Source organism: Ruminococcus champanellensis 18P13 = JCM 17042 (assembly GCF_000210095.1).
Classification (GTDB): Bacteria; Bacillota; Clostridia; order Oscillospirales; family Ruminococcaceae; genus Ruminococcus_F; species Ruminococcus_F champanellensis.
Window position 1 is genome coordinate 88071 of the sequence record NC_021039.1, and the last position, 13210, is coordinate 101280.

General features: G+C 55.7%; 12 protein-coding genes. All 12 read left to right on the top strand.

Annotated elements, in window-relative coordinates:
- Positions 1-281: 281 nt before the first annotated feature.
- Positions 282-989, top strand: coding sequence for a thioesterase II family protein (locus tag RUM_RS00370; protein WP_041326174.1), 708 nt, complete (start codon positions 282-284; stop codon positions 987-989).
- Positions 979-1680, top strand: a complete 702-nt coding sequence (locus RUM_RS00375; protein WP_015557259.1) for an ABC transporter ATP-binding protein — start codon at positions 979-981, stop codon at positions 1678-1680. The genes RUM_RS00370 and RUM_RS00375 overlap by 11 nt, the downstream gene beginning before the upstream one ends.
- A complete protein-coding gene (locus RUM_RS00380) occupies positions 1677-3893 on the top strand; it encodes an ABC transporter permease (RefSeq protein WP_015557260.1) in 2217 nt (738 codons plus the stop codon). The genes RUM_RS00375 and RUM_RS00380 overlap by 4 nt, the downstream gene beginning before the upstream one ends.
- The gene (locus RUM_RS11820; protein WP_015557261.1) at positions 3886-4638 is read left to right on the top strand and encodes a 4'-phosphopantetheinyl transferase family protein; all 753 of its coding nucleotides are present in this window, start codon (positions 3886-3888) and stop codon (positions 4636-4638) included. The genes RUM_RS00380 and RUM_RS11820 overlap by 8 nt, the downstream gene beginning before the upstream one ends.
- A complete protein-coding gene (ccrA, locus tag RUM_RS00390) occupies positions 4607-5866 on the top strand; it encodes a crotonyl-CoA carboxylase/reductase (RefSeq protein WP_054685301.1) in 1260 nt (419 codons plus the stop codon). Before RUM_RS11820 ends, ccrA begins: the two co-directional genes overlap by 32 nt.
- Positions 5863-7068 carry a beta-ketoacyl-[acyl-carrier-protein] synthase family protein gene (locus RUM_RS00395; protein ID WP_015557263.1) on the top strand — a complete coding sequence of 402 codons (1206 nt, stop codon included), beginning with the start codon at positions 5863-5865 and terminating at the stop codon, positions 7066-7068. The genes ccrA and RUM_RS00395 overlap by 4 nt, the downstream gene beginning before the upstream one ends.
- Positions 7065-8642 carry an AMP-binding protein gene (locus RUM_RS00400; protein ID WP_015557264.1) on the top strand — a complete coding sequence of 526 codons (1578 nt, stop codon included), beginning with the start codon at positions 7065-7067 and terminating at the stop codon, positions 8640-8642. The genes RUM_RS00395 and RUM_RS00400 overlap by 4 nt, the downstream gene beginning before the upstream one ends.
- A gap of 11 nt (positions 8643-8653) precedes the next feature.
- Positions 8654-8872, top strand: a complete 219-nt coding sequence (locus RUM_RS00405; RefSeq protein ID WP_041326177.1) for an acyl carrier protein — start codon at positions 8654-8656, stop codon at positions 8870-8872.
- Positions 8873-8888: 16 nt separating this feature from the next.
- Complete coding sequence (locus RUM_RS00410) at positions 8889-9104, top strand: hypothetical protein (protein ID WP_015557265.1); 216 nt, start codon at positions 8889-8891, stop codon at positions 9102-9104.
- Positions 9094-10290, top strand: coding sequence for an acyltransferase domain-containing protein (locus RUM_RS00415; protein ID WP_015557266.1), 1197 nt, complete (start codon positions 9094-9096; stop codon positions 10288-10290). The genes RUM_RS00410 and RUM_RS00415 overlap by 11 nt, the downstream gene beginning before the upstream one ends.
- A gap of 4 nt (positions 10291-10294) precedes the next feature.
- Entirely contained in the window at positions 10295-11602 is a 1308-nt protein-coding gene (locus RUM_RS00420; protein WP_015557267.1) for a condensation domain-containing protein, read from the top strand.
- 228 nt (positions 11603-11830) lie between these two features.
- Positions 11831-13210 (top strand): carbohydrate binding domain-containing protein (locus tag RUM_RS00425; protein ID WP_172618252.1); only part of this gene is annotated, 1380 nt, incomplete at its 3' end.

Here is a 13210-nt window from a genome sequence, read left to right on the forward strand (position 1 = left end):
GCATGCTTGCAGTTAGCATATTCTAACCATTGAATTATAGCATGTGGAAGAAAAAGTGTCAATAGGTGGACGGAAAAACTGGTCAATTTTGTTGAAGGTGTCGTAAATCTATGCATACGGTCTATGGAAAACTATTTTGATTCAACTAAATTGCCGTTTCGCCGTTGACAAACCCGGCTGACCATGCTATATTTGATATTAGCATATGCTAACCAGATGAACATATCATGGAGTTAGCGATGGATAACTGTATGGAATAAGTGTCAAAAGAGGTGGTTCGGTTGCAGTTGATTTGTTTTCCCCATGCGGGGGGCTTTTCACTGTACTATAGCTTTCTGAAGGAAGCAAAGCTGTCCCATGTGAACCGGGTGCTGCTGTTTGATTATCATCGCCGTCCGCCGGGCAGCGCCGACTTCGGAGACTATGTGGAGGATGCGGTACACTATGTGCAGCAGTATGCTTCTGATGAACCCTGTCTTCTGTTCGGGCACAGCATGGGTGCACTGGTAGCGTGTGAATGCGGCTTTGTACTGCAAAACCGTCTGCATCGTCCGCCTGTCGGGGTGATCGTGTCCGGTCAGAATCCCCTTTGCTACTACCAGGGAAAGCATTGGGAGTATCCGGCGGATGTGGACGCATATCTGGAACGGCTGGGCGGAATCCCGGATTTTATTTCAGAAAATCCGGAGGCATACCGCTTTTTCAAGCAAACCATCCAGACAGATATGCAGGTTCTGGAAACCTATCGACCCACGGTGCCGCCGCCGGAGCAGCGGCTGGTGCTGGGACTGAATCTGTATGGAAGCGAGGACATCGTGGTGGATTCGGCGGTAGTGCCGCTGTGGAGCAAAACCTTTGTACGGGTGCATGGAACACGGGTGTTCAGCGGAAATCATTTTTACTTGGAAGATCACAGGCAGGAGCTGCTTGCGGAAATTGATGCATTTGCCGAACAGGCAGAAAGGAACGCAGAAGGACATGTTGATTGAATTCAAAAATGCCGTCAAAAAATACGGGGACAATGCGGAGAATACGGTTTACGCCATGGATCATGTGGATCTTGGCATTCAGGAAGGGGAGCTTTGCGTGATCCTGGGCCCATCCGGTTCGGGAAAATCCACCCTGCTGAATATGCTGGGAGGCTTGGACAGACTGGATGAGGGTGCTCTGCTGGTAGGCGGCAAGGATCTGATGAAGCTGGGAAAAAACGAGTTGACGGAGTACCGCCGTTCTCAGGTGGGCTTTGTGTTCCAGTTTTTCAATCTGATTCCGGATCTGACTGTGGAGGAAAATATTCAGGTGGCGTCTGACATTGCCTCCAACCCCATGGATCTGGACACCCTGTTGCAGGATCTGGACATTGCCAAGTACCGGAGCCGTTTTCCCAAGGAGCTTTCCGGCGGACAGCAACAGCGGGTTGCCATTGCCCGTTCGGTCATCAAGAATCCTAAGCTGCTGCTGTGCGATGAGCTGACCGGCGCTCTGGATTCCAAGTCCTCCCGTAGTGTCATCAGTCTGGTGGATCAGATCAACCGGACCTACAAGACTACTACGGTGATCATCACCCACAATGAAGCCATCCGGGATGTGGCTGACCGGATCGTCCGGATCCGGGACGGCAAGGTGGTCAGCAACCAGCTGAATCCCAATAGACGCAAGGCTGAGGACATTGACTTATGAGAAAGATAAACAAGCGGTATTTCAGAAGCATGCGTACCAATCGCTCCTTTCACCTGGTGGTGATCCTGCTGACGGTGCTGATCGGTACGCTGATCATTGCGGCGATTTCCACTGCAAGCCTCATGGGGCAGGTGTACCGGCAGGGGATCCGGGACTGCAATACAGAGGACGCCCAGTTTATGACCATGTTCCCCATTCCGGAGGATCGGATCGGACATCTGGAGGAGCGCTATGACGTAAAGCTGGAATCCATGACCTATTATGACGAAGAAGCCGGCGATTATGTGCTGCGGCTGGCGGCAGAGAATACTGCCGTGAACACCTGTCAGGTGACTGCCGGAAATGCCCCTGCCGGTGACGGAGAGGTGATGCTTTCCGAGCGCTTTGCGGATGCACAGGGACTTCACATCGGCGACAGGGTGCAGATCGGCGGTAAGCAGTTTACCGTGTCCGGATTCATGGTGCGGACGGATTATCTCTGCATGCTCCGGGCGCTGACGGATACCTTCCCGGATTACAACAGCTTCGGGTTGGCAGTTGGAACTTCTGCGGCGGTAGAAGCCATGCCGGATATCCATTCTTATTATGCAGTTCGCTTTGACCGGGACAATTCCCTGGAGTTCCGTAAGGGGGTCAATGAGGAGTTCCGGATCCTGAGCTATACGGCAGCGGCAAGCAACATGCGGATTCAGTCTGCTTTGAACCAGTCGGAGCTGGTTATGTCCGTGGCGGTGATCATTGCGCCGGTGCTGTACGGCATCGTGCTGCTGCTGATTGTTCTGATGCTGAGCAGAAAGCTGAAGGCGGAGCAGAAGCAGATCGGCACCCTGATTGCGCTAGGCTACCGAACCGGAGAGATCCGGCGGCATTATGCCCTGTACAGTCTGGTGCCCGGGGTGATCGGCAGCGTGCTGGGACTGATTTGCGGCTATGCTGCCACCTTCCCCTTCTCCCAGATGTATTTCAACTTCTTCGAGGCATTGCCCCATACTGTAACCGCCAAGCCGTTGCTGGCTGTGCTCGCTTTGGTGCTGCCGCCTCTGCTGTATGTATGCGCAGGGGATCTAACCGTGCGGCTTATGCTGCGGAAGGATCCGGTGCAGATGCTGCGGCAGACGGATGCAGGCAAGGTGTCCAGCGGTGTGCTGGCAGACAAGCGCATGCCTTTCCGGCGGAAGTACCGGATCCGCTCCGTGCTGGGGCATAAGGCACGCTCGGCTGTGATCATCATCGGTGTGGCAGTCAGCACCCTGTGCATCCTCATGGGCTGGATCACGAAGGATTCGGCGGACAACATTGTGGACAGCTCGGTGGATCAGATTCCCTACAACTACTCCTATCTGCTGAATACTACTGAGTTTCAACTGCCGGAGGGAGCGGAGGCAGCCCTGGTCAGCCGCTATGAACGGGATGACAGCACTCTGCTGTTCAGCCTGTGGGGCTATCAGGAGGATACAGCCTATTTCAAGATGCAGACCCTCAAGGGAGAGCCTATGGCGTATGGTTCCTATTACATGACCAATGCGGCGGCGGAATCCTATGGGGTGCAGCCCGGGGACAACTTTACCTTCCGGGATCTGATTACCACAGAGGAGCATACCATTCAGATTGCCGGGATCCTGGATGACAACATCAATTCGGCAGTGTATACCAGTACTGCCAATGCAGCCGAAATCATGGGCTATGATGCAGTAGACCGGAATACCATCGTCAGCAACGAAAAGCTGGAGTTGGACGCAGATATGGTTCTGTCTGAAACTTCCAGAGAGGATTACCGGGAAAGCGTGAAATCCGCTGTACAGGTGTACTATAAGATGTGCTATATCGTGCTGTTTGTCGGCTTTATGCTTGGGGTGCTGTCCATGTATCTGATCTCCGGTATGATCGTAGAGGAAAACACCGTGAATATTTCCATGCTGAAAATTCTGGGCTACCGGAAGCGGGAGATCCGCAATCTGGTGCTGACCGGGAACCATCTGCTGCTTTGCATCGGCTTTGTGGTGGGCATCCCACTGGCACTGGCAGTGGGCGGTTCGGTGTGCGCATCCTCTGCGGAAACAACCGGCATGCTGATATCCCTGTATGTGAAGCCTGTCAGCTATCTGATCACTCTGCTGATCGTGCTGGCGTCCTACCTGCTGTCTTTGGTACTGGCTGGCAGGAAGGTGGAGCGTATTGAAATGACGGAAAGCCTGAAACGGAATAATGAATAGCACCTTGGGCGGCAGTTTGCTGATCTCCCTGGAGGGGCATGCTGCAACGCCGGATCCGGCACTACTGAAGCTGCTGCCTGCTGATCGGTTGGAACGTCTGCGCCGGTATGTGCAGACAGCGGATCGGCTCCAGTGCTATGCCGCCGGACTGGGAGCTATGTATCTGGCAGCCCGGTTGGCGGATTGCTCCCTCCGGCAGGTACAGCTGCATACCCCTCAATGGCAGCCGCCCTATGCCCTGTGCCGGGGGAAACGGCTCTGCATGAGCATCTCCCATGCCGGAGACTACGTGCTGTGTATGGGGGATTCTGCTCCCTGCGGCTGTGATGTGGAACAGATCCGGGATGTGCCGGAGTATATGGAGCTGGCACAGCGGTATTACAGCCCGGCGGAGTACGAAGCACTGCTGCGCATTCCGGAGGGATCGGCAAGACGGCAGGCATTCTTTACCCTTTGGACGGGAAAGGAGGCTTATGTGAAATGGCTGGGGATCGGCTTGTCCAGACCCCTGTCCACCTTTACGGTGTCCGTACAGGGTTCAGTGCTTTTGGCGGAGGATTCGGCAGGTGTAGACGGCTGTCCTGCCGGCAGCACGATTACTGTTCCGGGCTATTGTATTTCCCGGTTTGGCGTGCATGCAAATGCCCCCTTGGACAGGATATCCTGCCGGGAACTGGAGGATCGGCTCCGGGCAGAAGGAAATGAGGATGAACATGAATACAACCTATACGGATCAGATCTATGAACCGGGCACGCTGCCGCCCCTGGGATGCATTCCAAGGCGCATGCATGCCTGGACCATCCGGCAGGATCGGCTGGGGGATCCCCTGACCGCATTCCGGGATGAGATCGTAGAACTGCCCGCTTTGAAGCCCCATGAGGTGCTGGTTGCCAATGTGTCCGTGGGCATCAACTACAACGGCATCTGGGCAGCCAGGGGTGCGCCAAAGAATGTGCTGGACGCCAACGGCACCTACGGAGATGACAGACAGTCCTTCCACATCTGCGGCTCGGAAGCGTCCGGCATCGTGTATGCTACAGGGGAAGCCGTGTCCAATGTCCGGGTGGGAGATCCGGTGATCCTGTCCGCTTCCAAGTATGATCCGGACTGTCCCTGGATACGTTCCGGCGGTTTGCCGGAGTACAGTCCGACCTATCATATGTGGGGGTACGAGGGGAATTGGGGTGCTTTTGCGCAGTTTTCCAAGGTCAGCGACTATCAGTGCGTGCTAAAGCCGTCTGAACTGGACTGGGATGAGGCGGCGGTATGCTGCGCCACCGGCACTACTGTCAACCGGATGCTCTGTCACTGGGACGGAAATCGGATCCGGGAAGGGGATGTGGTGCTGATCTGGGGCGGTGCAGGGGGACTTGGCACCAGTGCCATTCAGCAGACCAGAGCCTACGGGGGTATCCCCATTGCGGTGGTGTCCGGCGCAGAGCGTGGTGCATACTGCAAATCCATGGGAGCTGCCGGATACATTGACCGAACCCGGTTTACCCACTGGGGCAGCATCGCCGGGCTGGACGAAGCAGGTATGCGCCGATGGAGCATGCAGGCAGCCCGGTTTCGCAATGAGATCTATGAGATCGCCGGAGGCAGGATCAACCCTGCCATAGTGCTGGAGCATCCGGGGGGAGACACCCTTGCTACATCTTTGTTTGTCTGCGCCCCGGGAGGCATGGTGGTGCTGTGCGGTGCCACCACCGGGTATCTGGCAACGGTGGATCTTCGACACCTGTGGATCTATCAGAAGCGGATTCAGGGGAGTCATGCGGGCTCTCCGGAAAATCTGAAGGAATATCTCTGCCTGCGGCAGACGTATGACTTTGCTTCATCCGTATGCCGGGTATATCCCTGGGATCAACTGCCGAATGCCCACAAGGACATGGAGCAGGGGACAAATCTGATGGGGAAATTTGCAGTGCGCATCCTGCCGGACAGCTGGCTGGAGGAAAGGAACTGTTTATGAACCGTGTGGCAATCACAGGGCTGGCACCAATAACAGCAATGGGTACCGGCAAGGCATTTTTTGAGCATCTGCTGAAAAAGGAGGCGGTGATCCGGCGGATTCCACCAGAGTATACGGGCGCCCCTCTTTCCACCGGGTGGTATGTGCCCTTTCCGGAGGTGGACTACAAGCCCTTTGGCAGGGACTTTCTTCGCATGTCCGCTATGGCATCCCGGAATGCCTGCACAGGGGCTGCGGCAGCCTTGTTGGCACTGAAGGATGCAGGACTGGAGCAGCCGGATCCGGACACAGCTGTCTTTTTCGGGGTGGGTGCGCCCCATTCCCAGGAGGTGGTGAAGGGCTATCGTTCCATTACGGAGCATAAACCCATGCATCCCTGCACAAACCCCATGATCATGACCAATTCAGTGCCTGCGTGGATTTCCATCCTGCTGGGCATTCACGGGGTCAGCCAGGTGGTATCCACCGCCTGCGCCTCTGGTACCAGCGCCATCGGGGAGGCATATCTGCACATCCGTTCCGGCAGGGGCAGCATGGCAATCTGCGGCGGTGCGGACGATCTGGCATGCGACGAGGGCATGATGCTCCGTTCCTTTGACGTGCTGGGGGCTTTGACAAAGGCAGAGGACGGGATTCCCCGTGCCTTTTCTCAGGAACGCAGCGGTTTTCTCTTTTCGGAGGGTGCTGCCTGCGCCCTGATCCTGGAGGAATATGCATCCGCCCGGAAGCGGGGTGCCCGGATCTATGCGGAGATCACCGGGTATGCAGCCACCTGTGATGCATATCACATTGTACAGATGCCGCCTGTCCCCACACAGATCATCCGGATGCTGGAGCAGCTGACGGTGGGGGAGCAGATTGACTATTACAATGCCCATGGCACCGGAACGCCGGTGAACGACCGGACGGAGCAGCTGGCGTTGACGGAGACATTCGGCGAGAGAGCGGCATCCATACCTGTTACCTCTGTGAAGGGGATACTGGGACATACCATCGGGGCGTCCGGTGCCATTGAGGCGGCGGTTTGTGCATATTCCCTGCACAACCAGGTGATACACGGCAATCTGCTGGGTACGCCCCTGCCCGGTCTGTGCCTGCCGGAGGAAAGTCGTGAGGTATCCATCCGCACTGCCATTTCTGCATCCTTTGGATTCGGCGGGCACAATGCGGCTTTGAAATTCAGACGGGAGGAACCTGCATGATTACAGAAACCCAGCATACACCCATTCCGGAGCTGGAGGGCTTTGCGTCTATGCTCCGCTTCATTACCCGGCAGTATGGGGCGCAGCCTGCTTTTTGCTATGATGCGCCCCAGATGCGCCGATGCAGCTATGCAGCCTTTGCAGACATGGTATATGCTCTGTCGGATACGCTATCCGGGCAGAGCGGCAGAAAGATCCTGTTTGCAGGGCAAAATTCCCTGCCGTTCATCGTGACCTTTTTCGCTGTGGTATGCAGCGGCAACACAGCAGTGCCAGTCAACAAGGATATTGGTGAGGCGGAGCTGCAGCAGATTCTGCAAAACTGTCAGCCGGATATGCTGATCCTGCTGGAAGGTGCTTCGGATGCGCTGCACAAGCTGTACGGGACATTTGCGCCGGAGGCAAGACTGTCTGCGGAGGAGATCCGCCGGATTCTGCAAACTCCCCGGACAGAAGCCGATGTTCCCGAACCGGATGCATCCCCGGCAGCGGAAACCCCGGATTGCATTGTATACACCTCCGGCTCCAACGGGGTGCCCAAAGGGGTAATGCTGACCCAGTCGGCGCTGATGGCGGACGCAGTGTCCTTCACCCGTGCAGTGTATCCGGCGCCCACCTCCCTGCTTTGTCTGCCTTTGCATCATATGTTCGGCTGGACCACCTCTGTGCTGGGCCCCTTGCTGTGCGGTGCGGAGATCTATATCAACGGGGACAGCATACTGCTGTCACGGGATATGCAGTTGTTTTCTCCGGTACACATACAGGCAGTGCCGGCAGTTCTGGAATTTTTCTATCGGCAGATCCGCCGGCAGATCCGGAACGATCCGAACCCGGAGTACCGGCAGGCTGTAGAAGGGGAGGAAATCCTGGAGCAGTCTGTGGAGGAACGGCGGATCTATTTTGCAAAATTCCGGGCTATGCTGGGAGAGCAGCTGCGGTATGTGATATCCGGCGGCGCAGCCCTGAGCAGGGAGATCACGGAGTTTTTCTGGAAGCTGGGTGTTACCATCCTGTGCGGCTACGGCATGACCGAGTGCGCACCGGTCATCTCCCTCAACACCATAGCCTGCAATGTGTTTGGGAGCATCGGCCCCGTCATTGACTGCAACCAGGTGCGGATTGCTGACCCGGATGCAGAGGGTATCGGAGAGATCCGGGTCAAGGGCAGGAACATGATGCTGGGATATTATAACCGAGAAGAAGAAACAGCGGCTGCCTTTGATGCGGCAGGATGGCTGAAAACCGGAGATAAGGGATATCTGGATGAGAACCGATGCCTGTTCATTACCGGGCGAATCAAGAATCTGATCATTCGCTCCTCCGGTGAGAATGTTTCTCCGGAGGAACTGGAGCTTGCTCTTTCCGTTCTGCCTGGAGTGACAGAGGTACTGGTATATGAACAGGCGGGGCTGATCCTGGCGGAGGTTTACGGGGAATCGGGCATGCAGGAAACCATCCGGGCAGGGGTGGACAGGGTCAACGGCACGCTGCCCATGTATAAGCGGATCGACCGGGTGCTGTTCCGGGATACCCCCTTTCCGAAAACGCCCACCAATAAAATCAAACGAAACTGAGGTGCATTGTATTGGATGAAAAACTGACGGAGCTGCTGCGCTCCATGTCCCGGTACGAGGATGCTGAGGTCACGCCGGACGCATCCTTCGGGGCGGATCTCGGAATGAATTCCTTTGATTTTTTGCAGCTGCTTTACGCTGTGGAAATGACCTTTGCCAAGCATATCTGCCTGGAGGATGCCAGAAATATGACTACAGTCAGGGATCTGATGTCTGCCATCAGTACCTGAGAAACAGGAGGAACCTATGACACTGGATGAACTGAAGGAACTGTTACAAAAAAACAAGGTGCAGCTGGAGGGAGAACTGGATCCGGATACGGTGATCGGTACCCTGGGGATGGACTCCTTTGATGTGATGATGCTGACCTTTGACCTGGAGAGTGCTGCCGGGCATGAACTTAAGCTGACCCTCAGCGACAGGGTGGGGGATATTCTCCGGGCTGTGAACGATGGAAACTGAGCGGTACCGGCTGGCACTGTTCAGCGGATCAGACGAGGCGCATCTGCGACAGCAGATTGCCGCCGCCGGTTATCAGGATGGGGATCGGCTTACTGTTGATCTCCAGGCCCCCTGCCGTACCTATTTGGTATATCGGGGGCAGGAGGACTGGTGCCGTCAGACGGATCCGACTGCCCGGCTGCCTGTGTGCCGGGTGGGGAAGCCGGGCAAGACCCTGTTTCTGTTTCCCGGAAACGGAATCCATCAGAAAAATATGCTTGCCACCCTGAGGCAGGTCAGTCCCTATTTTGAACAGACTCTGGGAGAGCTTGCCGCTTTGGCAAAACCGTATACGCCGGTGGAGTTGCTGGACGAAACGCAGGAGAACCCTCTTGTGAATCAGCTGCGTGTGTATGCATCCGAGCTGGCGATAGCAGGCTTCTGGACAAGGCTGGGCTGTCCGCCGGATGCAGTAATCGGTCACAGCATGGGAGAGTATGCAGCCGCAGTCTGTGCCGGATATCTGTCTCCGGCGGATGGCTTTTTCCTGCTGGCAAAGCGGGACGGACTGATGCAGGAGGCGGTGCCCCATGCACTGGCAGCGGCGGAAACCACCCCTGACCGGATCCTGCAGCTGGGACAGGATGGGGGGATCCCCCTGGAGATTGCCGGATACAATGCGCCGGAGGTGGTCACGGTCTGCTGCCCCCACAGTCAGCTGCATCAGCTGAACCAGCTGTGCAAGGAGGCAGGGATCCGGCTGAGTATCATCAATCCCGATCACGGGGGACATTACAGCGGACTGGAACAGGGAGCAGCCCGGCTTGCTGCGCTGGCGGCGCAGGTTTCATTTCACAAGCCCCTTCGGCGGATGCTTTCAACGGTCTGTCCGGATGGAAGCTGTACACCGGCGGAGCCTGCATACTGGGGGGCACATATGTGCCGGCCGGTGCAGTTTCAGCAGGCGCTGGATATGGTGCAGAAGGAAACACTGGGCAGAGTCATCGACCTGGGGGTATCGCCGGTGCTGCTGAGCATGGCGATGAAAAACCTTGGGAATCTCCGTTGCGCCTGGATTCCCACTGTCCGGGCAGGAAGAAATTACAGACGGTACATTCTGGATGCAGTGGGAACAGCATTTCTTTCCGGTGTCTGCATCCCACCGGACGCATTGGATTCGGGCGGCAGCCTGACTATGAAAGGATGATATAATGGAAGAACAGCAGAAGTATTACGTGGATGAAAACGGACAGTGGGAGTTCCCCCTGGGACTGCGGCAGCTTGCCATGGTTCAGATGGATCTGAACGGCAGAAACAAGTACGGTCAGGACAGCGGCGTGGGCAATGTAGGAAACGGCCTGCGGATGCGGTTCCCCATTGACCGGCAGCGACTGGAGCAGAGTATCCAGCGGGTGGTGGATGAGAACGATGCCCTGCGGCTGATCCTGGTGCAGAAGGGGGATACCTATACGCAGCGTGTGCTGGCCCATTACCAGTTCCAGTTGCAGGTATATGAGGCACAGGGGGACACGGAGCAGGAACGGCTGCAATCAGCGGTTGCCATTGCCTCCAAACAGGTAAATACCGTGATCGACTGGTTTAACCAGCCCAGCTTCCGGATCTTCCTGGTGCAGCTGGCGGAGAACGACTACCTGTTTGTGTGGCTTGCCCATCATTGGATCGGGGACGGCAGTACCACCGGTCTGATCATGGATCAGGTATTCCGGTATTATGAGCATCCGGATGCGCCAAAGCCGGAAACGGATACATACCTGCATTTTCTGCGGGATGAGACAGCGTTCTTTCAGTCTGATAAGGGCAAAAAGCAGCTGGCATACTGGAAGCAGGAAGTGGAAGGGTATCAGATGTTGGATATTACGAAGGCGGCAGTGGGAGCGCCTGCGTCCGGCTACGATCATATGTATCAGATTGACCGGAGCGGTGTGGAGCAGCTTGCCCAGCGGTATCATACCAGCATGTTCAACGTGATCCTGCTGGCGTATCATCTGGGCGTGGCGTATCTGCTGGATAATCCGGATACCATCATCGGCGTCACCAGTGCAAACCGTACCAGCAAGCGGTATTTCCGCACCATGGGCTACATTGCTCACTCGCTGCAGCATCGTATGCGTATCCGGGAGGAAGACAAGCTGGCGGATCTGCTGGAGGCATCAAAGGACACCTTCTCCAAGAATATGGCGAATCTGGCGGCGGGGCATTATTACGACCGGACGCAGTTCTGTCTCACCTATCAGAATTTTGTAGCAGGAGCGGAAACCTCGGAAAAGCAGCTGGAAAAGGTGCCGATTCCCACCAAGCGCTCGGTGGAGCAGTTCTTCCTGCTGGTGTTCGAGGGTGCGGATAAGCTGGCACTGGCGATGGTCGGCAACGGTCTGATCTATACAGAGCATTTCCTGGAGTCCCTTAAGGGGTATATGGAAAGCGTGGTTGCTCTCCTTTCCCAGCAGCCGGATGCTACATTGGCGCAGTTGCGGGCATATTACGAAAAGAATCAGTAGGGCAATGCTGTACAGTATTGCCCTAAGTGAGAAGCGGTGATCCCAAGAGGATGACCGCTTTTTTATGCAGGATGCCATTAGCACGTTTTTTATATAAATTCAGCACGATTCTTCCTTGACGGAATCAATGGAACAGGGTAAAATGAAAGAATAGTGTACAAATTTTGAATAAATATGTGCATTCCTTTTATGTTGATTGATCAGAGACAAACACGAGGGGAGAATTGTATGTCACACAAAAAGATCGGTTCCGTATGTGCCGCAGCCATGCTCCTGAGTACCGTCGGAAGCATGCCGGGGCAAATGGCATTTGCAGCAGATCCGGACAACTTTTTCTTTCACAGCACCTTTGAATCCGGCACGGACAGCTGGAGCGGCAGAGGTGCAGCCAAAGTGGAGCATGCGGCAAAGGGCGCCTATGCAGGTAGCGGTGCATTGTATGTGTCCGGCAGAACCGCCGCATGGAATGGGGCAACCCTGTCCCTGGGAGACGTCTTCACAGCCGGAAGCACCTACAGCTTTTCTGCCAATGTGAAGTATACCAACGGCGGCAAGACGGATACCTTTTATATGAAGATTCAGTATCAGAATGCGGAAGGGGAAACAGGATATGCCTCCATTGCGGAGGCGGTGGTGTCCAAGGGGGACTGGATCCAGCTTTCCAATACCAGCTTTCAGCTGCCGGAGGGGGCAACTGCTATGCAGCTGTACATTGAAACTGCCGACAGCCTGAACAGCTTTTATGTGGACGAGGCAGCAGCCGCTCCGGAAGGCACGGTGATTCCCGGCGCAGGCGCAGCAAGAGCCGTGATCCGGGGGGATATCAACGGGGACAGTACCATTGACGGAGTGGATATGCTCCTTGCCCGGCGGGGCATGACAGCCGGCGGATTTACGGAAACCTGTGCCGGCAAGGCGGCGGATGTGGATCAGAACGGGAGCTTTGAGATGAGCGATCTGGTGCTGCTGCAAAAATACCTGCTGGGCACCATACAGGCTTTTCCGGAACCGGAGATTCCGGACAACGAGTGGGACGATTACCAGGAAACCGCTTCGCCGGAGATGTTGAAATTCTATGGGGATTCCATCTATCAGATGGGCAACACCAGCCGGATCCGGGAGAAGATTGCCAAGGCGCAAAGCGGGGAACAGGTGAAGCTGGCTTATATCGGCGGCTCCATCACCGAAGGAGGCAGAACGGATACCTGCTACGCAGCCCGTTCCTACCGGTATTTTGCAGACACCTTCGGCACCGGCAGTAATGTTTCCTTCAACAATGCAGGCATGTCCGGCACCTCCTCTCTGGTGGGATTGCTCCGGGCACAGAACGATATTCTCAACGATCAACCGGATGTGATATTCATTGAATTTTCCGTCAATGACCACCCGGATCAAAGCTATAAAAAGAGCTTTGAGGGTCTGGTGCGGCGCTGCCTGTCCCAGGAGAATGAACCGGCGGTGATTATCATCATCAATCGGTCAAAGGGCGGCTATTCCATGCAGGAACAGATGGCGGCAGTGGGCAAAAACTATGATGTACCCGTTATCAGCATGGACAACGCACTGACCAATGCCTTCAACAGTGGCACCCTGACAACCGATGATTAC

Coding starts and splice junctions, on each gene's coding strand:
- RUM_RS11820 (WP_015557261.1), top strand. CDS start 3,886: ATGAATAGCACCTTGGGCGGCAGTTTGCTGATCTCCCTGGAGGGGCAT.
- ccrA (WP_054685301.1), top strand. CDS start 4,607: ATGAATACAACCTATACGGATCAGATCTATGAACCGGGCACGCTGCCG.
- RUM_RS00420 (WP_015557267.1), top strand. CDS start 10,295: ATGGAAGAACAGCAGAAGTATTACGTGGATGAAAACGGACAGTGGGAG.
- RUM_RS00375 (WP_015557259.1), top strand. CDS start 979: ATGTTGATTGAATTCAAAAATGCCGTCAAAAAATACGGGGACAATGCG.
- RUM_RS00415 (WP_015557266.1), top strand. CDS start 9,094: ATGGAAACTGAGCGGTACCGGCTGGCACTGTTCAGCGGATCAGACGAG.
- RUM_RS00380 (WP_015557260.1), top strand. CDS start 1,677: ATGAGAAAGATAAACAAGCGGTATTTCAGAAGCATGCGTACCAATCGC.
- RUM_RS00410 (WP_015557265.1), top strand. CDS start 8,889: ATGACACTGGATGAACTGAAGGAACTGTTACAAAAAAACAAGGTGCAG.
- RUM_RS00400 (WP_015557264.1), top strand. CDS start 7,065: ATGATTACAGAAACCCAGCATACACCCATTCCGGAGCTGGAGGGCTTT.
- RUM_RS00395 (WP_015557263.1), top strand. CDS start 5,863: ATGAACCGTGTGGCAATCACAGGGCTGGCACCAATAACAGCAATGGGT.